Annotated in this window: 25 protein-coding genes; 19 read left to right on the top strand and 6 right to left on the bottom strand. The window is 70.8% G+C overall.

Annotated elements, in window-relative coordinates; translation table 11 throughout:
• Positions 1 to 19 precede the first annotated feature (19 nt).
• The 3 genes from KAF39_RS01285 to KAF39_RS01275 are packed head-to-tail and all read right to left on the bottom strand — an operon-like array spanning position 20 to position 3,274.
• Entirely contained in the window at positions 20 to 2,092 is a 2,073-nt protein-coding gene (locus KAF39_RS01285; protein ID WP_210675599.1) for a bifunctional lysylphosphatidylglycerol flippase/synthetase MprF, read from the bottom strand.
• Positions 2,093 to 2,134: 42 nt separating this feature from the next.
• On the bottom strand, positions 2,135 to 2,788 hold the full coding sequence (locus KAF39_RS01280) for a thioredoxin domain-containing protein (protein ID WP_210675598.1): 654 nt from the start codon (positions 2,786 to 2,788) through the stop codon (positions 2,135 to 2,137).
• Positions 2,789 to 2,848: 60 nt separating this feature from the next.
• Entirely contained in the window at positions 2,849 to 3,274 is a 426-nt protein-coding gene (locus KAF39_RS01275; RefSeq protein WP_210675597.1) for a hypothetical protein, read from the bottom strand.
• Between the two features lie 73 nt (positions 3,275 to 3,347).
• Between KAF39_RS01275 and KAF39_RS01270 the strand changes: the two genes are divergently transcribed.
• The 3 genes from KAF39_RS01270 to KAF39_RS01260 are packed head-to-tail and all read left to right on the top strand — an operon-like array spanning position 3,348 to position 6,217.
• Entirely contained in the window at positions 3,348 to 3,698 is a 351-nt protein-coding gene (locus KAF39_RS01270; RefSeq protein ID WP_210675596.1) for a PLD nuclease N-terminal domain-containing protein, read from the top strand.
• A gap of 14 nt (positions 3,699 to 3,712) precedes the next feature.
• A complete protein-coding gene (gene menD, locus KAF39_RS01265) occupies positions 3,713 to 5,362 on the top strand; it encodes a 2-succinyl-5-enolpyruvyl-6-hydroxy-3-cyclohexene-1-carboxylic-acid synthase (protein ID WP_210677898.1) in 1,650 nt (549 codons plus the stop codon).
• Between the two features lie 12 nt (positions 5,363 to 5,374).
• Positions 5,375 to 6,217, top strand: coding sequence for a polyphosphate kinase 2 family protein (locus KAF39_RS01260; protein WP_210675595.1), 843 nt, complete (start codon positions 5,375 to 5,377; stop codon positions 6,215 to 6,217).
• Between the two features lie 6 nt (positions 6,218 to 6,223).
• On the opposite strand, the gene KAF39_RS01255 is transcribed toward KAF39_RS01260, so the two are convergent.
• Positions 6,224 to 7,477 carry an isochorismate synthase MenF gene (locus KAF39_RS01255; protein ID WP_210675594.1) on the bottom strand — a complete coding sequence of 418 codons (1,254 nt, stop codon included), beginning with the start codon at positions 7,475 to 7,477 and terminating at the stop codon, positions 6,224 to 6,226.
• Between the two features lie 55 nt (positions 7,478 to 7,532).
• On the opposite strand from KAF39_RS01255, the gene KAF39_RS01250 reads away from it, so the two are divergent.
• From KAF39_RS01250 to KAF39_RS01225, 6 genes are all read left to right on the top strand, one after another.
• Positions 7,533 to 8,096 (top strand): DUF402 domain-containing protein, encoded by a 564-nt coding sequence (locus KAF39_RS01250; protein ID WP_210675593.1) that lies wholly within the window; start codon positions 7,533 to 7,535, stop codon positions 8,094 to 8,096.
• A 56-nt stretch (positions 8,097 to 8,152) separates the two neighbouring features.
• Entirely contained in the window at positions 8,153 to 8,812 is a 660-nt protein-coding gene (locus KAF39_RS01245) for a ubiquinone/menaquinone biosynthesis methyltransferase (protein ID WP_246878355.1), read from the top strand.
• A gap of 43 nt (positions 8,813 to 8,855) precedes the next feature.
• The gene (locus KAF39_RS01240; RefSeq protein WP_210675591.1) at positions 8,856 to 9,917 is read left to right on the top strand and encodes a polyprenyl synthetase family protein; all 1,062 of its coding nucleotides are present in this window, start codon (positions 8,856 to 8,858) and stop codon (positions 9,915 to 9,917) included.
• Between the two features lie 58 nt (positions 9,918 to 9,975).
• The gene (locus KAF39_RS01235; protein ID WP_210675590.1) at positions 9,976 to 11,349 is read left to right on the top strand and encodes an FAD-dependent oxidoreductase; all 1,374 of its coding nucleotides are present in this window, start codon (positions 9,976 to 9,978) and stop codon (positions 11,347 to 11,349) included.
• 62 nt (positions 11,350 to 11,411) lie between these two features.
• Positions 11,412 to 12,449: a hypothetical protein gene (locus tag KAF39_RS01230; RefSeq protein ID WP_210675589.1), complete on the top strand. Its 1,038-nt coding sequence runs from the start codon at positions 11,412 to 11,414 to the stop codon at positions 12,447 to 12,449.
• A 37-nt stretch (positions 12,450 to 12,486) separates the two neighbouring features.
• Entirely contained in the window at positions 12,487 to 13,497 is a 1,011-nt protein-coding gene (locus KAF39_RS01225) for an alpha/beta hydrolase (protein WP_210675588.1), read from the top strand.
• Here the strand turns inward: KAF39_RS01225 and KAF39_RS01220 are convergent.
• Entirely contained in the window at positions 13,488 to 14,120 is a 633-nt protein-coding gene (locus tag KAF39_RS01220; protein WP_210675587.1) for a GntR family transcriptional regulator, read from the bottom strand. The two genes, KAF39_RS01225 and KAF39_RS01220, sit on opposite strands and share 10 nt — an antisense overlap.
• Before the next feature lie 452 nt (positions 14,121 to 14,572).
• On the opposite strand from KAF39_RS01220, the gene KAF39_RS01215 reads away from it, so the two are divergent.
• Both KAF39_RS01215 and KAF39_RS01210 read left to right on the top strand, forming a co-directional pair.
• The gene (locus KAF39_RS01215; RefSeq protein ID WP_210675586.1) at positions 14,573 to 15,265 is read left to right on the top strand and encodes a hypothetical protein; all 693 of its coding nucleotides are present in this window, start codon (positions 14,573 to 14,575) and stop codon (positions 15,263 to 15,265) included.
• Between the two features lie 333 nt (positions 15,266 to 15,598).
• Positions 15,599 to 16,024: a hypothetical protein gene (locus KAF39_RS01210; protein ID WP_210675585.1), complete on the top strand. Its 426-nt coding sequence runs from the start codon at positions 15,599 to 15,601 to the stop codon at positions 16,022 to 16,024.
• A gap of 80 nt (positions 16,025 to 16,104) precedes the next feature.
• On the opposite strand, the gene KAF39_RS01205 is transcribed toward KAF39_RS01210, so the two are convergent.
• Entirely contained in the window at positions 16,105 to 16,593 is a 489-nt protein-coding gene (locus tag KAF39_RS01205) for a YajQ family cyclic di-GMP-binding protein (protein ID WP_149083467.1), read from the bottom strand.
• Positions 16,594 to 16,663: 70 nt separating this feature from the next.
• Between KAF39_RS01205 and KAF39_RS01200 the strand changes: the two genes are divergently transcribed.
• The 8 genes from KAF39_RS01200 (at position 16,664) to KAF39_RS01165 (ending at position 23,537) form a co-directional block, all read left to right on the top strand.
• Positions 16,664 to 16,918, top strand: a complete 255-nt coding sequence (locus KAF39_RS01200; RefSeq protein ID WP_210675584.1) for a hypothetical protein — start codon at positions 16,664 to 16,666, stop codon at positions 16,916 to 16,918.
• 338 nt (positions 16,919 to 17,256) lie between these two features.
• Positions 17,257 to 18,468, top strand: a complete 1,212-nt coding sequence (locus KAF39_RS01195; protein WP_210675583.1) for a maltose ABC transporter substrate-binding protein — start codon at positions 17,257 to 17,259, stop codon at positions 18,466 to 18,468.
• A 72-nt stretch (positions 18,469 to 18,540) separates the two neighbouring features.
• Positions 18,541 to 20,145, top strand: coding sequence for a maltose ABC transporter permease MalF (gene malF, locus KAF39_RS01190; protein ID WP_210675582.1), 1,605 nt, complete (start codon positions 18,541 to 18,543; stop codon positions 20,143 to 20,145).
• A gap of 1 nt (position 20,146) precedes the next feature.
• A complete protein-coding gene (locus KAF39_RS01185) occupies positions 20,147 to 21,055 on the top strand; it encodes a sugar ABC transporter permease (protein WP_210675581.1) in 909 nt (302 codons plus the stop codon).
• 49 nt (positions 21,056 to 21,104) lie between these two features.
• Complete coding sequence (locus KAF39_RS01180; protein ID WP_210675580.1) at positions 21,105 to 21,431, top strand: PadR family transcriptional regulator; 327 nt, start codon at positions 21,105 to 21,107, stop codon at positions 21,429 to 21,431.
• Positions 21,432 to 21,433: 2 nt separating this feature from the next.
• Positions 21,434 to 22,081, top strand: coding sequence for a hypothetical protein (locus tag KAF39_RS01175; protein WP_210675579.1), 648 nt, complete (start codon positions 21,434 to 21,436; stop codon positions 22,079 to 22,081).
• Between the two features lie 78 nt (positions 22,082 to 22,159).
• The gene (locus KAF39_RS01170; protein WP_210675578.1) at positions 22,160 to 22,312 is read left to right on the top strand and encodes a hypothetical protein; all 153 of its coding nucleotides are present in this window, start codon (positions 22,160 to 22,162) and stop codon (positions 22,310 to 22,312) included.
• A 112-nt stretch (positions 22,313 to 22,424) separates the two neighbouring features.
• Complete coding sequence (locus tag KAF39_RS01165) at positions 22,425 to 23,537, top strand: ABC transporter (protein ID WP_210675577.1); 1,113 nt, start codon at positions 22,425 to 22,427, stop codon at positions 23,535 to 23,537.

The raw sequence follows: 23,537 nt of genomic DNA, 5'->3' as shown, positions 1-23,537 counted from the left end.
CCCGGGCGTGCCGGCGGGGTCAGTGCTCGCCGCGGACCAGCTCCAGGCCCGCGCCGGCGAACTGCCGCAGCGTGGCATCGGGGAGGAAGGCCCGCGTGAGGGCGCCGCCGATGCGGGTGAGGTCGCTCTCGTCGCGGAAGAGGAGGTACATGGTCTCGTAGCGGGGGTGGAACTTCTCCTTGAACCGGTGCAGCGAACGGAAGCCGTAGACGGGTTCCAGCGCATCCGCGAGCCGGTCGCTCAGCACCGCGATCACTCCCGCGTCCTGCGGGTAGTCGTGGGCCAGGGGCGCCCCCGAGAGCGACATGATCTGCGCGCCCTCGTCCGAGAACCGCTGCGCGGAGGCGCCGATCAGGTACTCCATCACCGGCCCGAAACCGCCCTCGCGGCGCCGCATCAGGTCGAGGGTCCAGCCCCGGACCACCCCGCCCTCCCCGTACACGGGCAGCCACGACAGGAATCCGTCGACATCGCCGTTCGGGGCGATCGCGAGAGCCAGGCGGACCTCGAGGTCCTCCGCCTCCTCCAGGGTGCCGAGGGTGAAGCGCATCTCCGGCAGGTCCTTGTCGCCGACCCACGCCTCGGAGATCGCCCTGATCTGCTGCTGCACGCCCCAGGTCTCCTCCGTCAGGTGCGTGAGCCGGAAGGTCATGTGCTCCCGTCCCGCCCGGTTGAGTGACGTGCGCACCGGCTGCCAGCGCTTACCGGTGAAGGTGAGGCCCGGGAGATCGACGATCGTGTCGTCGGCGACGACGAGGCTGCGCCAGGTCTCCGGGACGGCCGCCCTGGTCGCCTCGTCCGCGCTGAAGAAGCAGGGCACGAGGCCGGCCTCCTCGGCCGTGCGGATGAAGTCGCGGACCGCGGCCGCCCGGGACTCCGCCGGGCCGATCGGGTCGGCGAGCGCGAGAGCGACCCCGTTGCGGCGCTGATACGCGACGATCCCGCCGTCGACGCGGGCGTAGCTGTTGCCGTCCCAGGTGGTCATCCAGGAGAGGGTGCCGCCGCCGTGCGCCCGCAGGTCGCGGCGGAGCTCGTCCACGGTCGGAGCGGGCTGCCGCCCCAGCTTCGTCGACCGCCGCGCGCGGAAGGCGCGGCGCACCGCGATGAGGTAGACGAGCACCAGAGCCCACAGCACGCCCATCGCGAGCGTGAGCTCGGTCTCCGCATCGATCAGGAGCTCCAGCTGCGCTTCGCTCGTGACGATGATGAGGACGAGGACCAGGGTGGCGGCCAGCACGTTGAGGGGGCCGAGGATGACGGCCACGATCCACGCCCAGCGCCGCCCGCGGCGCAGGCCGTTCGCGATGAGCAGGATCACCGCGACGTCGATGGCCGTGTCGATGTATCCGCCGGAGACGGGATCGGTGGGACCGAACGGGCCGTCGGTGGGGACGAAGACCGTGATGACCTCGATGGCGACGAGCACCAGCACCGCCATGACGGCGATCAGCCGCTGCTCGCGGACGGTCGTGCGCCGCACCCGGAGGCTGCGGTCGACGAACAGGATCAGCAGCACGGCGAACAGGTGCTCGAGGTCGGCCAGCTCGCCCCAGAACATCATCGCGACGAACACGAAGCCGAGCAGCACGAGCCACCCGCGCACGCGCCACGGCGGGCGGAACAGACCGACCGCGGCGGCGATGCAGGCCATGGTCCCGCCCGACGCGCCCACGTCGAGGGCGTGGGCCTGGGTCTGCGCCCATGCCCACGGCACCTGTGACACGAGGAGCAGGAACAGGGCGGTGGCGAAGACGGCGAACAGCTGCCCGACGGCGAAGTACGCGACCGCGACCCGGGTTCCGCGGCGATGCTCCAGGAAGCCCATGCCCCAGAACCCGGCGATCGTGAAGAAGTACACCCAGGGCTGGTTGACGAAGAACGTCCCGGTGACCGGTGTCCACCATCGCCCCTCGGCGAGGCTCGGCAATCCGTAGGCGACGAGAGGGAAGAGGTCGGTGTCCTGGAACGGTCGCCACAGGCCCTGCCAGATCACTCCCGTGAGCAGGACGAGGCCGATCATGATCAGCGTCGCCGGGGTGGTCCGGAGCGCCCCGAGCACGAGACGGGTCGGCGAGGGGCGCTCCGAGGTCATGCGCTCAGCGTAGAGGCGGGGCCGTCGGACGGCGACCCCGGGTCACTCGCCCACGGCCTTCGCGATCGCCTGCTCCAGGTCGTCCCACTCGCGGATCTCGACCATCTCGCCGTCGACGAAGAACGTCGGCGTGCTGGCGACGCCCAGCCGCTCGCCGTCGCGTTTGTCCTGCTGCACGCGCGCGAGGGTCGCGGGGTCCGCGATCGCAGCATCGTACGCGGCCATGTCCAGTCCGAGCTCCTCGGCGAAGGCGCGGAACACCGCGGGTGTCTCGGTCGGCTGCTCGCCCCACTGCGCCTGCGTCGCGAACAGTCGGTGGAACATGTCCTCGAACCGGCCCTGCGCGGCGGCCGCCTCGGCGGCCAGGGCGGCCGGCGTCGAGTTCACGTGACCGGGCAACGGGAAGTACCGGACGACGTAGCGGATGTCGCCGTCGTATGTGGCACGCAGGTCCTCGACGATGGGGGCGAAGGCGCCGCAGGCCTCGCACTCGAAGTCGAGGAACTCGACGACGGTGACGGCGTCCGGCCCTCCGTCGTCGAGGACGTGGGAGTCGGTGCGGACGGTGGGCAGCTTCTCCCCGGCGTCGGGGTCGGGCTGCGCCGGCCGCTGGCTGAGGGCGTAGATGATGCCGACGACGAGCAGCACGATGGCGACGGCGAGGGCGATGAGGGGCGCTTTGACGGGGGTCTTCATGGGGTCTCCAAACACGGGGTACGACGGGGATGCCGCGGAGCGGCCGGGGCCGGCGTCGGATCAGGTGCGGGAGATCGAGAGCTGCGCGAGGGACAGCGGGCGGACGCGCGGGCGGGGGCCCGCGCGGAGAGGCGCGAGCGTCCGGGGGAGGAGGCGGCGAAGGCGGACGCCGCGGCGGGTGCCCAGGTGCCGCAGGAGGAGGACGAGGGCGACGGCGCACAGAGCGGCCGCCGCGCAGGTCGCCGCATCCGTGAGCAGGTCGCCCGCGCCGTGCTCGACGACCGGAGCCGCGGTCGTCTCCGCCACGGCCGACGAGGTGGCGCCGGGGGCGAGGCACAGGGTCGCATGCGCGTCCGCCGAGCCGTGGGATGCGGACCACGCGCCGACGACGAGGAGCAGTGCGAGGCCGACGGCGATCACGATCCGGGTCAGGATAATCGGCTCGGCCCGCACGCGCGGCGTCGGGACGGGGGCGAGGGGTGACATGTCGCGCGCAGTCTAGCAACGGGCCCTTCGCCGGCCAGGGCCGGACCGCCGACGACATGCCTAGACTGGAGGGGTGGCGAGACTACTGATCATCGGCGGCTTCCTCGCCGCCGTGTTCTGGGTGTACAGCATCGTCGACTGCGCCGTGCAGCCGCCGACGCGTCACCGCGGCGTGCCCAAGGGGGCATGGATCGCCATCGTCATCCTCATCCCCGTCATCGGCGGCATCCTCTGGTTCGTCATCGGCCGCCGCCGGGCGAACGACCAAGGTGTGCCGCGCGTCGTGGCCCCGGACGACGATCCCGCGTTCCTCCGCAGCATCAGCAAGGCGGAGCAGGACGCCCGGATCCGTCGCCTCGAGGAGGAGCTCGCGCGGCTCGACGAGGAGACCGACGAGCCGCCCTCCGCGGATCCGCGCCCGTGACGTCGTCGCCGGCGATGGAGGCCGCGGCCTCCCTGCTCGCCGACCTCGTCGCCCACGGCGTCCGGGATGTCGTGCTGTCCCCGGGATCGCGCTCGCAGGCTCTCGCGCTCGCCGCGGCGGCCTTCGCCGAAGAGGGCGCGCTGCGCGTGCACGTGCGCATCGACGAGCGGGTCGCCGGGTTCACCGCCGTGGGCATCGCCCGGGAGACGCGGGTGCCCGTCGCGGTCGTGTGCACCAGCGGCACGGCCGTCGCGAACCTCCTCCCGGCGACGATGGAGGCCTTCCACTCCGGCGTGCCGCTGCTGCTGCTCACCGCGGATCGGCCTCCCGAGCTGCGCGGAGTCGGGGCGAATCAGGCCACCCTCCAGGAGGGGCTCTTCCACCCCTGGGTGCGGGCGCAGATCGACGCGCCCGTCCCGGGAGACGGTGAGTGGGCGGGTCTCGCCGCCCGTGTGGTCGCCCTCGCGCTCGGAGCGGCGGAACCCGAGTCCGGGCTTCCCGGCGTCCAGGGTCCGGTGCACCTGAACCTGCCGTCCCGCGAGCCGCTGTCGGGCGCGATGCCCGTGCGCACGCTGTCGCCGGGGGAGGCGCCGAGCCCGCCGGAGCCGGAGGCGTTCGTGCTGGAGCGCGGCCCGCGCACGGTGGTCCTCGCGGGGGCGGATGCCGGAGGGGACGCGGAGGAGATCGCTCACGCGGGCGGCTGGCCGCTCATCGCCGAGATCGTCAGCGGTGCGCGGTTCGGACGCCAGGTGGTGCACGGCTACCGCCGGCTGCTCGCGCGTGATGACCTGGGCGGGCGCATCGAGCGCGTGGTCGTGCTCGGACACCCCACGCTCAGTCGTGAGGCCGCGCGCCTGCTGTCCCGCACGGACGTGGAGGTGATCGCGGTCCGGAAGGGCGGCGAGGAGGTCAACCTGAACCACCGCACGCGCGCCGTCGCGGTCGTCACGGTCGCTTCGGGCGCCGCGGATCGGGAGTGGCTCGGCGCGTGGATGCGCGGGTCCGCCGACGAGGCCGTGGATCTCAGCGAGAACGCCCCCGACACCGAGGGGCTCTCGTCCACCGACTTCGCCGCCCGCCGCGACGCGGTGCGCGCGGAGCTCGACGCCGTCCGTCGTCCCCTCGACCGCGAGCGCCTCGTGGACGCCGTCTGGCGGGCCACGTGGCCGCACGACCGTCTGGTCTTCGGGTCGTCGCGGCTCGTCCGCGTCGCCGACGAGGTGCTCGGCGGCAAGAAGGTCCCCGTGCACGCCAATCGTGGCCTCGCCGGGATCGACGGCACGATCGCCACTGCCACGGGCATCGCCGTCGCGAGCCAGGCCGCCGGGGCGCCCGGCGTGACCCGCGTGCTGCTCGGCGATCTCGCCTTCCTCCACGACGTCGGCGCCCTGCTGTTCCCGAGCGACGAGACCGAGCCGCGACTCCAGGTGATCGTCGGCAACGACGGGGGCGGCACGATCTTCGACGGCCTGGAGGTGGCGGGCACCGCGCCGTCCGCGCACCTGGACCGCATGTTCTACACCCCGCACGGCGTGCGGATCGAGCATCTCGCGCTGGCCTACGGCTGGGAGTATCAGCGGGTCACCACGCGGACCGCCCTCGACCAGGCACTGACGACGCCGCGCGGCGGTCGTCAGATCATCGAGGTGCCGCTGCCGCGGTGACAGGATGTGCGTATGAACGCGCACACCTGGACGCAGCACCTGCGGGTGGGGCCCGGATTCCGCCTCGCCGATGTCGACCCCGACAGCAAGCCCGGCTACGACCACGGCAAGTCGCGGGGTACGGACGACCTCGCCGCGGGCCTGGAGCGGCTGAACGATCTGCAGGAGCGGCTGTTCGCCCAGAGTCGGGTGGGCGCCGCGCAGGATGCGGTGCTGCTCGTGCTGCAGGCGATGGACTCCGCGGGCAAGGGCGGAATCGTCCGGCACGTGGTCGGCGGCGTCGACCCGCAGGGGGTCGCGCTGGCGGCGTTCAAGGCGCCGACGGAGGAGGAGCGCCGGCACGACTTCCTGTGGCGCGTGGAGAAGCGGCTCCCGGAGCCCGGCTTCATCGGCGTCTTCGACCGGTCGCACTACGAGGACGTGCTCATCGGCCGGGTGCGCGCGTTCGCCGACGCCGCGGAGATCGAACGCCGGTACGACGCCATCAACGCCTTCGAGGAGCGCGTCGCCGCCTCCGGCGTCCGCATCGTCAAGGTCATGCTGCACATCTCGCCGGAGGAGCAGAAGGCGCGCCTGATGGAACGCCTGGAGCGCCCGGACAAGCACTGGAAGTACAACCCGGGCGACGTCGACGAGCGGTTGCTGTGGCCGCAGTACATGGAGGCGTACCAGACCGTCTTCGATCGCACCTCGACCGAGGCGGCGCCCTGGTACGTCGTCCCGGCGAATGCGAAGTGGTACGCGCGGCTGGCCGTGCAGGAGCTGCTGCTCGCCGCCCTCGAGGACATCGATCCGCAGTGGCCGGCCGCCGACTTCGACGTCGAGGCCGAGAAGAAGCGCCTCGCCGCGAGCTGACCGGGGTCAGGCCAGCGCGTCGACGAGCGGACGGAACTTCACGCGGGTCTCCAGGAGCTCGCTCTCCGGATCCGATCCGGCGACGATCCCGGCCCCCGCGTAGGCGGTGACCGTGATCGTGTCCTCGGCGGCGGTGAACTGCGCGCAGCGGAGGGCGATGGCCCACTCGCCGTTGCCGTCCGCGTCGACCCAGCCGACGGGCCCGGCGTAGCGGCCGCGGTCGAACGGCTCGAGCTCCCGGATGGCGGCGATGGCCGCCGGTGTCGGCGTCCCGGCGACGGCCGCGGTCGGGTGCAGGGCGCGCACGAGGTCGAGGGCAGAGCGGCCGTTCTCGAGCTCGCCCTCCACATCGGTCGCCAGGTGGAAGAGGTTCGGCAGCTTGAGCAGGAACGGCTGCTCGCTCGCCGCCAGAGCCCTGGTGTACGGGCGCAGGGATGCGAGCACGCTCTGCACGGCGTACTGGTGCTCGTCGAGGTCCTTGGTGCTGGAGGCGAGGTGCGCGGAGGCCGCGGTGTCGGCGTCGGCGTCGGCCCCGCGCCCGATCGTGCCGGCGAGCACGCGTGCGGTCACCGTCCGGTCCTGCACCGTGACGAGGGTCTCCGGGCTGGCGCCGATGAGTCCGTCGACCGCGAAGACCCAGGTGTCGGGGTACCCGGTGGCCAGCGCCCGGACGAGGCGCCGCAGGTCGGAGCCGGCCGGGATCGTCCCCTGGAGGTCACGGGCGAGGACGACCTTGCTGACCTCGTCGTCCGCGATGCGGGCGAGCGCTCCGCGCACGGCGTCCTGGTAGCCCTGCGGGCTCTGTGCCCCCGGGCCGACGGTGCCGGCCCAGTGCGGTCCGTACGCGGCGGGCTCGACGGCGCCCGGGGCACGCTCGTCGTCGGAGCGGCGGATGCGGGTCTCCCAGAACCGGTCGCCGTGTCGTCCGAGGATCCGGGCGGGGACGACGAGCACGCTGTCCGCGCGCGAGTCCTCGTCGAAGGTGAACGCTCCGAACGCGACCAGGCCGGTGCCGGGGAGGCGCACGGGGTCCGTGACCTCGGCCGCGGCGGTGAGGTCGTGCCAGAGAGCGGCGAGGGCCTCGCCGCGCGGCCGTCCGGTCTCCGCCGCCGGGCGGAGCTCGGCGAGAGGCTCGCCCACGGCCACGATCCCGTCGCCGCGACGGAACCAGGCGAGAGGGTGGGCGGGGTCCGCGAAGGAGAGGAGGTCGTCGACCGGGTCGATCTCTCGGGTCTCCACGACCAGGGGGGTGTGCTGCACCCCTCCAGCCTATTCCGCGGGGCGTCGTCGGAGCCCGCGGACGTAGGGTGGGCGGATGAGCGATGCGCGTCCCGCAGCCGGTGCCGAGATGATCTTCCAGTGGCGTAAGTGGGACGGGTCGCCGCACTGGCGCCACGAGTGCGTGTACCTGGGAGCCGACCGCTGGGGCGACTGGGTGGGGCAGCCGACCGGCTGGCACAGCGTGCGTCCGGGAGCGGAGTTCCACGCGGCCACCCCGAACGTCACGCTCGTGCCGCCGAGCGCCGACTTCGCCCTCACCGTCAACCGGCGACATCCGCGCGGGATGCGCGTCTACATCGATCTCGGATGGGACGTGCGCTGGTCGGACGATCCGCTGCTCGCGACCGGGATCGACATGGACCTCGACGTCGTCCGGGTGGAGGGCGAGCGCGGCACCTGGGTCGACGATCGTGACGAGTGGGCCGAGCACAGCGAGCGCTACGGCTACCCGGCCGCCGTCATGCGGCATCTGGAGGAGTTGGCGCTCGACCTCGAGACGCGGGTGAGGGAACGCACGGCGCCGTTCGATGACGCCACCGCCGATCCGTGGCTGGACCGGCTGGAGGCGCTGGAGCTCGCGCCTAGACTGGACGCGTGACCGCGAACGACAAGAACCGCGCCGATCTCGGCAAGGACCCCGCCCGCGTCAGCGGCATGTTCGACCAGGTCGCCGCCGGGTACGACCGCACGAACACCGCGATGACGTTCGGCAACGACGCGCTGTGGCGGGCCGCGACCACGCGCGCCGTCGCTCCGAAGCCCGGGGAGCGCATCCTCGACCTCGGTGCGGGCACGGCATCGTCGTCCGCCTCCCTCGCCCGGAGCGGCGCCCAGGTGGTCGCGGCGGACTTCTCGCCGGGCATGCTCGCGGAAGGCGAGCGTCGGCACGGCGCGATGCGCAACCTCTCGTTCGTGCAGGCGGACGCCACGGCCCTCCCGTTCGGAGACGGCGAGTTCGACGCGGTGACGATGTCGTACGCGCTGCGGAACGTGAACGACCCGAAGAAGGCGCTGCGCGAGCTGTACCGGGTGACCAAGCCGGGCGGCCGCCTGGTCATCAACGAGTTCTCCACCCCGCCGGGCAAGCTGTTCCGCGGGGTCTACCGGTTCTACAACGCGCAGGTCCTCCCGCGCGTGGCCCGCGTCGCCGGGACGAACGGCGACGCCTACGACTACCTGAACGAGTCGATCCGCGACTGGCCGGACCAGAAGCGGCTGTCCGCCTGGATCCGGGAGGCCGGCTGGCAGGACGTCGCCTACCGCAACCTCACCTTCGGCATCGTGGCCCTGCACCGGGCCCGCAAGCCGGCGTGACTCCGGCGCGAACGGCGTCACCCGACGCGGGTAGGCTGGGAGCGTGACTTCGAGCCCCAGCGCCCCGGGTTCGCGACTCGCGAGCCGTCTCGGCTTCAGCGATCGCGTTTTCGTCGGTCCCGCCGCGCGTCGCATCGCCCGCACCATCGAGGACGGACTGGAACTGGTCGAGACCGGGCTCGCGGACGACGTGCGCGTCGCCGACCCTCTCGCCGACGCCGCCAGCCGGTATCTGTACGAGGCCGGGGGCAAGCGCATCCGGCCGGTGCTCACCCTGCTCGCGGCGCAGCTCGGCGACGGCAACACGCGGGAGGTGATCGACGTCGCGAAGGCGCTGGAGATCACCCACCTCGGATCGCTCTACCACGACGACGTCATGGACGGTGCCGACCGTCGCCGCGGGGTCCCCGCCGCTCAGACGGTGTGGGGCAACAACATCGCCATCCTCACCGGCGACATCCTCTTCTCCCGCGCCAGCCAGCTCATGTCGCGCCTCGGCGAGCGGGCGATCCGCCTCCAGGCCGACACGTTCGAGCGCCTCGTCCTCGGTCAGATGCACGAGACCCTCGGCCCGCAGCCCGAGGACGACCCGATCGCGTTCTACATCCAGGTGCTCGCCGACAAGACGGGCTCGCTCATCGCGGCGGCCACCCAGGGCGGCGTGATCTTCTCGAACGCCCCGGCGGAGTTCGAGGAGCCGCTGCGCGTCTACGGCGAGAAGATCGGCGTCGCCTTCCAGCTCCTCGACGACGTGATCGATCTGTCCGCCAAGCCGGAGGAGACCGGCAAGGTCCCCGGCACCGACCTGCGCGCGGGCGTGCCGACCATGCCCTACCTCCTGCTCAAGGCGGAGGACGATGCGGCGGCCGCCGACCTCGCCGCCCGCATCGACGACGGTGTGGCTCTCATCGCGGACGGCGCCGACGCGGCGATCCTCGACGGCCCGCTGGACGAGCTGCGCGACCACCCCGTCACCCAGAAGACCCTCGAGCTCGCGCACGCCTGGACGCAGGAGGCGATCGACGCGCTCGCGGCCCTTCCGCGCGGCACCGTGCGCGAAGCGCTCACCCGATTCGCCGAGACCCTCGCCGAGCGCTCCAGCTGACACCGCGAACGGGCCTCGTGCCCGGGTGTCCGCCGCGACGGCACACGAAAGGACCTCCATGACCAAGCTGAGACTGGCCATCGTCGGTGCAGGCCCCGCAGGCATCTACGCCGCGGACATCCTGCTGAAGGCGGAGCGCAAGTTCGACGTGTCGATCGACCTCTTCGAGCAGCTCCCCGCCCCTTACGGCCTCGTCCGCTACGGCGTCGCTCCCGATCACCCCCGCATCAAGGGCATCATCACCGCCCTCCGCGACGTGCTCGACCGCGGCGACATCCGGCTGTTCGGCAATGTCCGCTTCGGGGAGGACATCACCCTCGACGACCTCAAGAAGCACTACAACGCGGTCATCTTCGCGACCGGAGCGATCCGCGACACGACGCTGGACATCCCGGGAATCGACGCGATCGGCTCCTACGGTGCCGCCGACTACGTCAGCTGGTTCGACGGGCATCCGGACGTGCCGCGCGAGTGGCCGCTGGACGCCGCGTCGGTCGCGGTCCTCGGCAACGGCAACGTCGCGCTCGACGTGTCCCGCATGCTCGCCAAGCACGCGGAGGACCTCCTTGTCACCGAGGTTCCGGAGAACGTCTACGAGGGTCTGAAGGCCAGCGCCGTCACCGATGTGCACGTCTTCGGCCGTCGCGGTCCCGCGCAGGTCAAGTTCACGCCGCTGGAGCTGCGTGAGCTCGGCGAGCTGCGCGACGTCGACATGGTGGTCTACGACGAGGACTTCGACTACGACGAGGCGTCGAAGGCCGCCGTCGCGAGCAACAAGCAGGTCATGGTCATCGACCGCATCCTGCAGTCGTGGCGCAAGCGCGACTCCGTCAACAACGCGGGCGGCACCGCTTCCCGCCGTCTGCACCTGCACTTCTGGGCGCGGCCGGTCGAGGTCCGCACGGACGACAGCGGCCGCGTCGCGGCGTTCGTGTACGAGCGCACGCAGCCGGACGGCCAGGGCGGGGCGGTCGGCACGGGGGAGATGCGCGAGGTGCCGGTGCAGGCCCTGTACCGTGCCATCGGCTACTTCGGCTCGCCGCTGCCCGGCGTCCCCTTCGACAAGAAGCACGGCGTCATCCCGAACCACGAGGGCCAGGTGCTCGCGAAGGACTCCAACGACCGCGTCCCCGGCGTCTACGCCACCGGCTGGATCAAACGCGGACCGGTCGGCCTCATCGGCCACACGAAGTCCGACGCGATGGAGACCGTCCGGCACCTCATCAACGACCAGGGATCCTGGTGGCAGCCGGAGGACCCGTCGGAGGACGCGATCCCCGCGTTGCTCGCGGACCGGGGCGTGGCCTGGACCGACCTCGACGGCTGGCACCGCCTGGACGAGCACGAGATCGCTCTCGGCGCCCCGCAGGAGCGGGCACGTGTCAAGGTCGTCCCGCGCGACGAGATGGTGCGCGTCTCCCGCGGCGAGTGAACTCGCGCCGGTGCCGGGGCGTGCTCCCCGGCACCCGCGCCTCCCGGCCCTAGGCTGAGGCCATGCGACCCCGTGTACTCCTGGCCATCGGCGCCGCTGCCGTCCTCGTGCTCGCCGGCTGCGCGCCCGAGCCGGAGGTCGCGCCGACGGGGACGCCGACCGCTGATGTGACCCCCGCGCCGACGACCGGTCCCGGCGCCCCGACCCCGGCGTTCGACGTGGACTGCGCGGATGTCGCCGCAGCGATGACGAGCGCCGTCGGTGAGGTCGAGGGTGATGTGGCGGAGGTCCTCGGCGTGTGGTCCTCGCCGAGCTGGTACCCGGGGCCTGCGCAGCACATGTTCCAGCGAGCCGGCGGGATCGCCTGCTCCGCCGGCACCACGGAACGCAACTGGGAGGTCACGATCCTTCCCGGCGCCGCGGAGACCATCACGGGCGCGGAGTCTCGTGGCGGCTACTACGGGGAGGAGGCCCGCTGCGAGAGCGGCGGATACTGCTTCTTCCAGCTCGTCGACGGCGAGGTGCTCGTCTCGGCGACCGTCGTCGACCCGGAGAAGGGCCCGGACGACACCGCGACGCTCGAGGAGGGCCTGCGCGGACTCGCCGCGTCGGCCGTGGCGTCGCTGCGGGAGGTGGAGGTACCGGAGAGCGCGGTCGCGGGGGTGGACTGCTCGCGCTTCCTCACGGCGAACGAGCTCGCCGAGCATATCGACGCTGCGGAGGTGCACGTCGTCGACGCGTTCGGCGGGTGGTCGATCCCGGCCGAGGTCTACCAGGAGCGCAACGGGTCGCGCATCTGTTACTACGCGTCCGAGGGTGACGAGTACGCCGCACAGGGCTACGTCATCCTCACCACGTTGCCGGGTGGCGCGTGGGCGTTCGACGAGCTCGAGCTCGACGACCAGGAGGAGGTCGTCGTCGAGGGCGCGGAGGCCGCCCTCACGGGGGTCGACGAGCTCGGACGTCAGGTGCTCGACCTGCGGGCGGGTGGGGACTGGCTGCGTCTGACCGCGGTCCAGGGCTCCGGCATCGACGACCTCACGCCGATCGGCGCCACCGTCGCGGAGGACCTCTCGGTCGCCCGTCCAGGCGGCCAGTAACGACCGTGGACTAGCCTGGGCGCGAGGGGGAGGACGCATGGCCGAGTGGATCCCGGATGTGCTCGGTGACGAGTTCGCCCAGCTGACGCTGGACCTCGGCAGCGACGAGCAGGGGCCGGTGGTGGCGACTCTCGTGCGCGCGCTTCCCGCTCCGATCCCGTGGTGGGATCGTCCGCGTCGCCGCCGGCGGCTACTGGAGGGCGTGGACGTGCTCTACATCCACGGCTGGTCGGACTACTTCTTCCAGAAGCGGCTCGCCCGGTTCTGGACCGCGCGTGGCGCCCGCTTCTTCGCCCTCGATCTCCGCAAGTACGGGCGCAGTCTCCGTGAAGGGCAGACGCCGGGGTACATCACCGACCTGTCGACGTATGACGAGGACATCGCTGCGGCGCTGGACGCGATGGGACGCGGGGACGACGGGGCGGAGGCCGGGCGGCGCCTGATCCTCGTCGGGCACTCCACCGGCGGACTGACCCTGAGCCTGTGGGCGGCGCGGCATCCGGGTGCGGCCGATGCGCTCATCCTGAACAGCCCGTGGCTGGAGTTCCAGTTCGCGCCGGTCCGCGCCGCCATCGCGCCGATGGTCGAGTTCCAGGCGCGGATCCGACCTCTCGACGCGGCACCGCAGATCGATCTCGGCTACTACACGCGGGCACAGCAGGAGGTCGCCGACCCGGACGACCCGATGGAGGTCGACACGGCGTGGCGTCCCGTCCAGACGATGGCCGTCTATGCGGGCTGGCTCAACGCGATCCTCTCCGGGCACAAGGCCGTCGCGGCCGGGCTGGGCATCGAGGCGCCGGTCTGCGTGCTGCTGTCGGCGCGGTTCGTCCCGCCGACCCGCTGGTCGGAGGAGCTCACCTCCGCCGACTCGGTGCTCGTCGTCGACGACATCGCCCGGGCGTCGCTGAAGCTGGGCTCGTCCGTGACCGTCGAGCGGATCGACGGGGCGCTGCACGACGTGTTCCTCTCGCGTCACGAGGCGCGGGAGGACGCCTACCGCCGCCTGCACCGCTGGGTGGTCGGCTGGCGCGCCGCTCAGACGTAGTACATCGCGCGGACGAGACGTTCGGCCTCGTCGCCGTCGCCGACGCGCACCGCCTCTGCGAAGTCGGCATACAGCTGCCGCATCCGCTCCCGGTCGCCGGGACGGACCGTCCAGCCGCGCAGGTTCCGGGTGACGGCGACGGCGACGTCGTCGATCAGCATCCGGTGCTGACGGTTGCCGCTGTGGTCGGCGAGGTACGCGAAGACGGCCCACCGGGCGCGGGCCGTGGAGGCTCCGTCGGCGAGCGCGTCCTGCAGGCGGGCGATGAGGTCCAGCACGTGCTTCCGCTGGGCGGTGCCGAGTCGCGGCACCGCCATCCGGGCCGTGACCCCGCCCTGGTAGCCGGCGAACTCCAGGGACTCGGACACCACCTGCGGCGTGACGACGGTCACCTCCGTGTATCGGCTCGGGTACATCGTCACCAGCCCCAGCCGCTCCAGCCGCTGCAGTGCTTCCCTGACGGGTGTCCGTGACACGTGGAGTTCATCCGCCACGTCCACGTCGCGGATGCGGTCGCCTTCGGCGAACTCGCCCTCCGTGATGAGCCGCGCGATGTGGTGGAACACCTCCTCCGCCAGCAGCTGCTTGCTCTCTCCGATGCTCTTCGTCTCGATCTGCCCCATGGCCCAGCCCCCGGTCGTCTCTCTTGGTCCGCGACGTCGCCTCCTTCGCGGGTGAGGAAGGGCGACGGTCGCATCGTCGTCATGCCTCCTCCGTGGGGGCCGATCCGCGTGGGGGCGCGAGCGGACGGGGAGGCTTGTCCTGCTTCCGGGACCGGTCGTCGTGTGCCGACGGCGGGCCCGGGCCGACGCGAGCCCCGAGGGCCGGTGCCGTTCCCTCCCCAGAGCCGGCGCGGTGTCCTCGAGGCGCATCCGCCGCGACGATCGGGTGTCGTCCGGGGATGGCGTCGGAGTCGCGCCGAAGCGCGACCGGTTCCAGTCTCCGCGAAGAACACCGATATCTCGGTATGCGTTGACCGGGGAAAAGATGTGAGGTTCGGCACCCGTCCCGACTGCACGGTTGCTGCCTTGGGCTTGTTGTATCAGAATAGTTCCAATATTGGAGGTTTTCTGAAATGGTGGAGCTGACCGCACCCGAGCTGGCAGAGCGCCTCGGGATCACGCGCCGCTATGCCATCGACCTCCTGGCGTGCGGGGCCATCACGGGCCGTCAACTCCCGTCCGGAGCCTGGCTCGCCGATAGCGATTCCGTCGCGCGGTACGAGGCCGCCTCACGGCGGGGGAGCGGCCGCAGGCTCGAACCGGGCAACGCATGGGCGCTGCTGTGGATACTGTCCGGCCTCACTCCCACCTGGATCCCCTCAAGCACCCTCAGCAGACTCCGCGGACGCATCCGTCGCGCGACTCCCGAGGAGATCGCACGCGCCGTCTCCTCCCGGACGACCACCCATCGCTACCAGGCAGCCAATGCCGCCAAGGCCGCAGAAGGGCTCATCGCTACCGGCCGGGCGGCCGCCGGCCAGCTCGGTGTCGGGCTCATGGACGATCGACGCGCCGCGGTGGGATACGCGACCAGGACCGCGGCCGAGTACGCGAAGAGCCGATTCATGGTCGAAAGCGCCACCGGCCAGCACGTCGTCTACGACAACACGCTGCCCGTCCCGTACAGCGGCGACACCATGCCGCTCGCCGTCATCGCTGCAGATCTCTCGGTCTCGACCGATACGCGCGAGCGCTCCGCCGGCCTGCGCGCGCTCGAGGAGCTGCGGGCGAGGTGGCTCACTGTCGACACTCGCGGCGCGACCTGAGGAAACCATGGCTGGCGCAGAGCACACCGTTCACATGGACGACGATGACCTTCTTCCCGCATGGCAGACCGTCATCGACGTCGGCCGCGCGGGGGCGGTGACGGACCTCACCCTCTTCGGGGGACTCATGGTCGCCGTACACGGGCGCAGAGCCGGTGTCGTCATGCGGCGTTCGACAGACGATGTGGACGTACTCGTTGACTTCCGCGCCAACCGAAGCAGTCTGACGGATGCGGCATTTGCCCTGCGAGGACTGGGCTTCGAGTTGTCCGCCGGAGAGAGAGGGAGCCCGCGTACAGGTTCATCCACGCCGATAGCCGCAAGGTGGACATCATGGTGGCGGACCACCTGCCCTCCGGGATGCGGCCCCGGCTCCAGCAGCGGGACGCCTTCGCCGCCCCCGCTGGGCAGCAGGCCATCGGTCGCCGCGACACGTACGTACTGACGTTCAACGGCGGAGCTTCGGTGACCCTCGGCGTCCCGGACGAGCTCGGCGCCATCGTCGCCAAGGGGGCGGCGTTCACCGTCGATCAGCGGGACCGTGGTCGCCACCTCGACGACGCCGCAGTCCTGTTCGCCTGCGTCACCGACGCCTCGGCCCTCGACTACGACGGAACGAGCAGGAACGACCGGCGTCGGATTCGTGCGCTCACTTCCCAGATCAGTGGTCCCGCGCACACGAGCTGGACGAACCTTGACCCCCAGGATCGTGAAGGTGGCCAGATGAACGTCGCACTCATCAGTGGTGCAATCGGATAGAAACCCGCGCACAGAACGGGCGGGACCGACACGTCAGCCGCTCTGCCGCGTCTCGACGGCGCGCCCGTCGGGACGCAGTCCTAGCGGTAGTTGATGAACTGCAGATCGATGTCGAGGTCGCTTCCCTTGAGGAGCGCGATCACGGCCTGAAGGTCGTCGCGGCTCTTGGACTGCACGCGCAGCTCGTCGCCCTGGATCTGGCTCTTCACGCCCTTGGGGCCCTCGTCGCGGATGATCTTGCCGATCTTCTTGGCGTTCTCGGAGGAGATCCCGTCCTTGAGGCTCGAGACGATGCGGAACTCCTTGCCGCTGGCGAAGGGCTCACCGGAGTCGAGGCTCTTCAGCGAGATGCCGCGCTTGATGAGCTTGGACTGGAACACGTCGAGGACGGCGTTGGCGCGCTCCTCGGTGTTCGCGGTGATGAGGATCTGCTCGCCGCTCCAGGCGATCGAAGCGCCGGTCCCCTTGAAGTCGTAGCGCTGCTCCACCTCTTTGCGTGCCTGGTTCAGGGCGTTCTCGGCCTCCTGGCGATCCACTTTCGAGACGATGTCAAAGGAACTGTCAGCCATGTCTCAACTGTATCCGGGGGTGTGCGGAAAGTCCCGCGGGCTTCGCCTCCTCGAAGAGACAGGTGCGCGTGTGCGGATCACGGGACTGATCGGCGCGTACGGTGGCGACCCGATGGCGGTGACCTACCCGAACGGCGACCAGGTCGGCTACGTCACGGTCGCCTCCGAGTGCGAGCTGCTCAGCGACCCGGCACCGGACATGGACGAGATCCTCGAACTGGGCTGGTTCTCCCGAGAGGCGATCGCCGCCGTGCCGCGGCGTGATTGGATCGACCGCGTCATCCGCGATGCGCCGCATCGTGCCGGCGGGGACGCCGCCCGCTGACGCTTCCGCCACCACCCGGGCTGCGGCGCCGTCGGCCGTCGCTCGCCGCGTCCACGGCGTCAGAGATCGGGCTCGTCTCGTCCGGAACAGATGCCCCCGGGCGACGACGGTGAACGTGCCGGCGACACCCGACCGAGGAGTGTGCCGCGTTCCCGCCGCTACCTCGGACGTGCCGGATTACGGCGAGTTTGGAAGCGTTTTCATGTCGCGGGCCTCTCGTCTGGCCGATCACGGGTTGATATCGCCGCGCTCGCGGATTGTGATCGCTTCTCGAAACGATGCATACTGTAAGCGCTTGCAGTCTTGCAGGCGCTCAGCACTGAGAGAGGCACACACCAATGAAGGTGAACAAGAGGGGCATGGTCGCCGCGGGCGCCATCGCCATCGTTTCGGCCCTGACACTCGCCGGCTGCTCGACCGGATCCGGCGGCGACGACTCTTCCTCCGGTGGCGACAGCGGCGGCACGCTGACCGTCTGGGTCGACGCCGAGCGGGTCGACGCGCTGCAGGGCGCGGCGGACGCCTACCAGGAGAAGACCGGCGTCACGGTAAAGCTGGTGGGGAAGTCCGTCGACGACATGAAGGACGACTTCATCCAGCAGGTCCCGACCGGTAAGGGCCCCGACGTGGTCATGGGCGCCCACGACTGGCTCGGCGAGCTGTCGACCAACGGCGTCGTCGCGCCGATCGAGCTGGGCGACAGCTCCGAGGACTACCTCCCCGTCGCGCTCCAGGCGGCGACCTACGAGGGCACCGTCTACATGCTCCCGTACGCGGTCGAGAACATCGCCGTCTTGCGCAACGCCGACCTCGTCCCGGAGCCCGCGACGAGCTTCGACGACATGGTCTCGAAGGGCACCTTCGTCGTGGAGCAGGGCGCCGAGGGCAACCCCTACCACCTGTACCCGTTCCAGACCGCCTTCGGTGCTCCCGTCTTCGGCACCGACGACAGCGGCAGCTACGACCCGACCGACCTGCAGCTCGGCAGCGAGGGCGGCTTCGCCTTCGCCGACTGGCTGGGTGCGCAGGGCGCGGCGGGCACGCTCAACACCGACATCGACGGCGAGATCGCCAAGCAGCAGTTCCTCGACGGCACCGCCGCCTTCTGGCTGACCGGTCCGTGGAACGTGGGCGCGGCCACCGATGCGGGCATCAACGTCGAGATCGACCCGATCCCGAGCCCGACGGGCGAGACGGCCTCGCCGTTCGCCGGCGTCAAGGGCTTCTTCGTGAGCGCCGAGTCGAAGAACAAGGTCGCCGCGAACGACTTCCTCGTCAACTACCTCGGCACGGAGGACGTCCAGCTGGAGCTGTTCAAGGCCGGCAACGTCCTCCCGGCCCTGACGGCGGCCGCCGACACCGCGGCGTCCGACCCGATCATCGCCGGCTTCCAGGCCGTCGGCGCCGACGCCGTCCCCATGCCGGCCATCCCGGCGATGGGTGCCGTCTGGCAGTACTGGGGCGTGGCCGAGGCCGCGATCATCAACGGCGAGGACCCGCAGGCGACGTGGCAGAAGCTCGTCGACGACGTGACCGCCGCGATCAAGTAACGGCCGACAAGATGACGACCCTGCCGGGGCGGGCCGACCGACCCGCCCCGGCAGGACCATGACGAGGACGACATGACCGACACCGAAGAGCGCACCGCGCCCCCCACGCCTCGGCAGCGCCAGGCGGCGAAGATCGCCGAGGCGGCCTCCCGACCGATCGGGTGGATGCTGCTCAAGATCCTGTTGTTGGCGATCGTGGACGCGATCGCCGTCTACGCCGTGTTCGTGCTGCTCGTGCAGCACGAGGGGCTGGTCCTCGGCCTCGTCGTCGCCGTGACCGTCGTCGTCAACTACATCTACTTCTCCCGCAAGCGGATCGCCGCGAAGTACCTGACGCCCGGGATCATCTTCCTCGTCCTCTTCCAGGTCTTCACGCTGCTCTACACGGGCTACATCGGCTTCACGAACTACGGCACCGGTCACAACGGCAGCAAGGAGCAGGCGATCTCGTCGCTGCTCGCCTCCGCGCAGGAGCGGGTCGAGGACTCCCCGACGTATCCGGTCACGGTGGTCGAGCAGTTCGGCACGTACGGCCTCCTCGTCACGGATCCGGAGGACGGCGATGCGCTCCTCGGCACCGCCGATCAGCCCCTCGCCGAGGTCGATGCCGAGTTCGAGGGCGGCAAGGCCGTCGCCGTGGACGGGTGGACCACGCTTCCGCTCGCCACCGTCTTCACGCTCTCGGAGGAGCTGGAGCAGCTCTCCGTCCCGTTCAGCGATGACCCCAACGACGGCAGCCTCCGTGCACCCGACGGGCAGAACGGCTACCTCTACGTCTCGACGCTGGCGTACGACGCGGATGCCGACACGATCACGGACACCGCGACCGGCACGGTCTACAGCGACACCGGCGACGGTGCCTTCACCGCGGAGGACGGCGAGCAGCTGCTGCCCGGCTGGCAGACCACGGTCGGCTTCGACAACTTCGTCCGCGCGGTGACCGACGAGTCCATCCGCGGTCCGCTCATCTCCGTCACCGTGTGGACCTTCGTCTTCGCGCTCGTCTCCGTCGCGACGACGTTCTTCCTCGGTCTGCTCCTCGCGCTCGTCTTCAACAACACGCGGATGCGGTTCCGCAACGGCTACCGGATCATCCTCATCCTCCCGTACGCCTTCCCCGCGTTCCTCTCCGCGCTGGTCTGGGCCGGGATGATGAACGAGAGCTTCGGCTTCATCAACCAGGTGCTGTTCGGCGGCGCCGCCATCCCATGGCTCACCGACCCCGTGCTGGCGAAGGTGTCCGTGCTGCTGGTGAACCTCTGGCTCGGCTTCCCCTACATGTTCCTCGTGTGCATGGGTGCGCTGCAGGGCATCCCGGACGACGTGAACGAGGCGGCCGTGATGGACGGCGCCAACGCATGGCAGATCTTCCGCCGCATCAAGCTGCCGCTGCTGCTGGTGACCGTGGCGCCGCTGCTGATCTCGTCGTTCGCGTTCAACTTCAACAACTTCAACCTGATCTACATGCTGACCAAGGGCGGGCCGCGTTTCAGCGACGTGTCGATCCCGGTCGGACACACCGACATCCTCATCTCCATGGTCTACAAGGTCGCATTCACCGGACAGACCCGCGATTACGGACTGGCCTCCGCCTTCACGATCCTGATCTTCGTCGTGGTGGCGACGATCTCGATCATCAGCTTCCGCAAGACCAAGGCCCTCGAGGAGCTGAACTGACATGAGCACCGTCCGCAGCACCGCCCCCGCCCGCCGCACGGCTCCGCCCCGTCGCTCCTTCGGCGCCTGGTTCGCCGACACCGGCTGGCGTCACCTCGTCGCGATCGTGGTGAGCGCCTTCGCCCTCTTCCCGCTCCTGTACGTCGTGTCGGCCTCCCTCAACCCGAAGGGCACCCTCACCGGCTCGAACCAGCTCTTCTCGGCCATCGGGATCGACAGCTACGTGCGCATCCTCAGCGACCCGCAGAATCCCTACGGGACGTGGTTCCTGAACACGCTGCTCATCGCGGTCGTGACGGGCGCGGTCACCGTCTTCATCGGAGCCTGCGCCGCGTATGCCTTCTCCCGCATGCGCTTCGCGGGCCGCCGCGTGGGGCTCGTCACCATCGTCGTAGTGCAGATGTTCCCGCAGCTCCTCGCGGTGGTCGCCATCTTCCTGCTGATGTCGACGCTGGGGGACTGGTTCCCGGCGATCGGCCTCAACACGCACACCGGCCTGATCCTCGTCTACCTCGGGGGCGCGCTCGGCGTGAACACGTACCTCATGTACGGGTTCTTCAACACGATCCCGAAGGAGATCGACGAGGCCGCCCGCATCGACGGCGCCGGACACGCGCGGATCTTCTTCACGATCATCCTGCGGCTGGTCGCCCCCATCCTCGCGGTCGTCGGTCTGCTCTCCTTCATCGGCACGGTGAACGAGTACGTCATCGCCAGTGTGATGCTCGTCGACGTGGATCAGCAGACCCTCGTCGTCGGCATGACCAAGCTCGTGGCCAACCCGCGCTACGCCGATTGGTCTGCCTTCTCCGCCGGCGCGGTCATGGCGGCGATCCCGGTCATGGTGCTCTTCCTCTTCCTGCAGAAGTACATCGTGGGTGGGCTGACGGCGGGGGCCACCAAGGGCTGATCGACGCATCGGTCGGTGCTAGCGTGCGTCACATGCTACCTTGTGAGGCATGACAGTCGACGTCGGGGCGCAGATGCGCAAAGGAGTGGTCGAGTACTGCGTGCTCGGCCTGCTCTCCCGCGAGCCCATGTACGGCTGGCAGCTGTCGGAGGCACTCACCGGCGCCGGGCTGATCGCCAGCATCGGCACGCTCTACCCGCTGCTCGGGCGGCTGCGCGACAACGGCTGGGTGACGACGTTCGATCGGCCGTCCGAGAGCGGTCCGGCGCGCAAGTACTACCGGCTCACGGATGCCGGTATCGATCAGCTCGCGCGCTTCCGGGCGCAGTGGGCGCCGTTCGCCCGTGCCGTCACGGGCATGGTGGGGGAAGGATGACCATGACAGACAACACTGCAGCCGCGCTGCGCGACGACTACCTGGCGCGACTCGACGAGGCGATGCGCGGGCTTCCGCACGGCGTCGCCTCCGACATCCGCGAGGGGATCGCGGAGGAGCTCGACGGGCTCGACGCCGCCGCGACCGCTGAGCGGATCGCCTCGTTGGGAGACCCGCGCGGCATCGCACGCGAGGCCGAGGACGAGGTGCCGTCCGCGCCGCCGCTCGTGCATCCGGCGCCGATGCCCGCACCACCAGCGCCGCGCACCCCGATGACCGCGACGCGCGGCTTCGCCATCGCCGCGGCGCTCACGCTGAGCTTCGGCGGCATCGTCGTGCCGGTCATCGGATGGTTCGTCGGGGCGGTGCTGGTGAGTCTCAGTGCGATGTGGCGGACCTGGGAGAAGGCCGTCGCGATCCTCGTCCCCCTCGTCGTCACGGGGCTGTCCTTCCTCGTCGTCTCGACCATGACCGGCTTCACGACCGGGTCGGCCTCCGGCAGCTCGACGAGCGGCGAGGTGCCTCCGGCCGCGAACCCGCTCCTGCCGAGCTTCGGCGAATGGCACCTCCTCATCCTCCTCGGCTTCCTCCTGGTGCCGGCATCCGGCCTGTGGCTGTTGTGGCGCATGCGCGGGCGCGGTCTGCGCTGACCCGGCGCGCCACGCCGAGCGCATCGTCGTTCGGCGTTGCTCCCATCCGACGGCGAGACCCCGTCCTACGGTGGAGGCATGGCACGGGTGGGGGGACGCAACCTCGGAGTGAGCTGGTTCGCCGGGATCGTGTGCGTCGGGATCGTCGGCGCTCTCGTCTGGCTCTCGCTGCCCATGCTGCCGGTCCTCGCGCACTTCGCCGGAGACGCGCTCCGCAACGCCTTCCCCTGAGCGCCGAACACGGCGCGAACACGCGTATGACGACACGTCGGCACGCCTCCGGAAGGGCCGCGCCGCACGGCGGTAATCTCGCACTGCACATCCCCGATGAGAGGCGCATCCCATGAGTGATCCCGAGGCTCGTCAGCCCGAGAAGCCGAGCGACGTCGACGACGTCGTCGGCAGCGCGAACGCCGGTCTCGACGCCGCAGCGGCGGCCCGCGGAGATGTCCCCGGCCACGCCGATGACACGCGTGCGGACGGCGTGCGCGCCGACGCCGACGCCGCGTCCTCCGGCGACACCGCCGCAGACCCGGCCGTCACGCGTCAGGAGCCCGCCGTCGATCCCGACCTCGCTGCCTTCGAGGCCGCCGAGCGGGAGCACCCGGGTACCTTCGGCTCCACGGTCCCGACGCCCTCGCGCACCGAGAGCGACCGCCTCGCCGCCGACCGTCGCGACGCGGACGTCCGTGACGCCGACCGCCGGGACGCGACCCCGGAGACGTCGCTGTACGCGGCCCCCGAGACCTCGCTGTACGCGAATCCGGCCGCCCCGTCGCACGAGGAGTCGGCCATGGCCGGTGCGGCGTACGCCGCGCACGCGGATGACACCGACACCCGGATCGTCCCGTCCGAGCCGCTCACGAACGGCGCCGCGGCTCCGCAGCAGCCCCAGCCGATCTTCGTGCAGGCGCCCGAGCCGCCCCGCGAGCGCGGCAACCGCGGCACGGCGGGAGCAATCGGCCTGCTCGCCACGGTCGCCTTCGCGGTCCTCTACCTGGCCACCACGCTCGGCCTCGGCGCCCTCGCGGGCGACGTGACGGGGGAGAACATCGGCGAGGCCCTCGTCGCCCCGCTGCTCACCTGGGGCTTCTGGACGCCGGTCGTCGTCTTCTTCCTCGGCTTCTGGCTCCTCGGCGCGATCATCAACCGCGGACGCTGGGGGCTCTGGGTGGTCTTCGGCATCGTCGTCGGTCTCATCGCCTACGCGGGCCACATCCTCGGGCAGCTGTTCGAGGCGCCTTTCTGGAAGCTCACCGCCTCGCAGGGCATGGAACTCGCCGGTGAGCAGCTCCTCGCCCCGCTGGCGATCGCGGCGTTCGTCTTCGCCCGCGAGCTCACCATCTGGTTCGGCGCCTGGGTGGCCCGCAGCGGCGCCCGCAAGACCGAGCTGAACGAAGAGGCGCAGCGCGAGTACGAGCGCACCCTCGAGGCCGGTCCGACACTGGCGAGGTAA

Source organism: Microbacterium sp. BLY, assembly GCF_017939615.1.
Classification (GTDB): domain Bacteria; phylum Actinomycetota; class Actinomycetes; order Actinomycetales; family Microbacteriaceae; genus Microbacterium.
Note: the sequence above shows the minus strand (reverse complement) of the source record. Positions and strands in the feature narration are given on the sequence as shown.

Excerpts from the sequence above, each read along its gene's own strand:
- KAF39_RS01285 (WP_210675599.1), bottom strand. The coding sequence starts at position 2,092 with ATGACCTCGGAGCGCCCCTCGCCGACCCGTCTCGTGCTCGGGGCGCTC.
- KAF39_RS01280 (WP_210675598.1), bottom strand. The coding sequence starts at position 2,788 with ATGAAGACCCCCGTCAAAGCGCCCCTCATCGCCCTCGCCGTCGCCATC.
- KAF39_RS01275 (WP_210675597.1), bottom strand. The coding sequence starts at position 3,274 with ATGTCACCCCTCGCCCCCGTCCCGACGCCGCGCGTGCGGGCCGAGCCG.
- menD (WP_210677898.1), top strand. The coding sequence starts at position 3,713 with ATGGAGGCCGCGGCCTCCCTGCTCGCCGACCTCGTCGCCCACGGCGTC.
- KAF39_RS01260 (WP_210675595.1), top strand. The coding sequence starts at position 5,375 with ATGAACGCGCACACCTGGACGCAGCACCTGCGGGTGGGGCCCGGATTC.
- KAF39_RS01250 (WP_210675593.1), top strand. The coding sequence starts at position 7,533 with ATGAGCGATGCGCGTCCCGCAGCCGGTGCCGAGATGATCTTCCAGTGG.
- KAF39_RS01245 (WP_246878355.1), top strand. The coding sequence starts at position 8,153 with ATGTTCGACCAGGTCGCCGCCGGGTACGACCGCACGAACACCGCGATG.
- KAF39_RS01235 (WP_210675590.1), top strand. The coding sequence starts at position 9,976 with ATGACCAAGCTGAGACTGGCCATCGTCGGTGCAGGCCCCGCAGGCATC.
- KAF39_RS01230 (WP_210675589.1), top strand. The coding sequence starts at position 11,412 with ATGCGACCCCGTGTACTCCTGGCCATCGGCGCCGCTGCCGTCCTCGTG.
- KAF39_RS01225 (WP_210675588.1), top strand. The coding sequence starts at position 12,487 with ATGGCCGAGTGGATCCCGGATGTGCTCGGTGACGAGTTCGCCCAGCTG.
- KAF39_RS01220 (WP_210675587.1), bottom strand. The coding sequence starts at position 14,120 with ATGGGGCAGATCGAGACGAAGAGCATCGGAGAGAGCAAGCAGCTGCTG.
- KAF39_RS01215 (WP_210675586.1), top strand. The coding sequence starts at position 14,573 with ATGGTGGAGCTGACCGCACCCGAGCTGGCAGAGCGCCTCGGGATCACG.
- KAF39_RS01210 (WP_210675585.1), top strand. The coding sequence starts at position 15,599 with ATGGTGGCGGACCACCTGCCCTCCGGGATGCGGCCCCGGCTCCAGCAG.
- KAF39_RS01205 (WP_149083467.1), bottom strand. The coding sequence starts at position 16,593 with ATGGCTGACAGTTCCTTTGACATCGTCTCGAAAGTGGATCGCCAGGAG.
- KAF39_RS01195 (WP_210675583.1), top strand. The coding sequence starts at position 17,257 with ATGAAGGTGAACAAGAGGGGCATGGTCGCCGCGGGCGCCATCGCCATC.
- malF (WP_210675582.1), top strand. The coding sequence starts at position 18,541 with ATGACCGACACCGAAGAGCGCACCGCGCCCCCCACGCCTCGGCAGCGC.
- KAF39_RS01185 (WP_210675581.1), top strand. The coding sequence starts at position 20,147 with ATGAGCACCGTCCGCAGCACCGCCCCCGCCCGCCGCACGGCTCCGCCC.
- KAF39_RS01180 (WP_210675580.1), top strand. The coding sequence starts at position 21,105 with ATGACAGTCGACGTCGGGGCGCAGATGCGCAAAGGAGTGGTCGAGTAC.
- KAF39_RS01175 (WP_210675579.1), top strand. The coding sequence starts at position 21,434 with ATGACAGACAACACTGCAGCCGCGCTGCGCGACGACTACCTGGCGCGA.
- KAF39_RS01170 (WP_210675578.1), top strand. The coding sequence starts at position 22,160 with ATGGCACGGGTGGGGGGACGCAACCTCGGAGTGAGCTGGTTCGCCGGG.
- KAF39_RS01165 (WP_210675577.1), top strand. The coding sequence starts at position 22,425 with ATGAGTGATCCCGAGGCTCGTCAGCCCGAGAAGCCGAGCGACGTCGAC.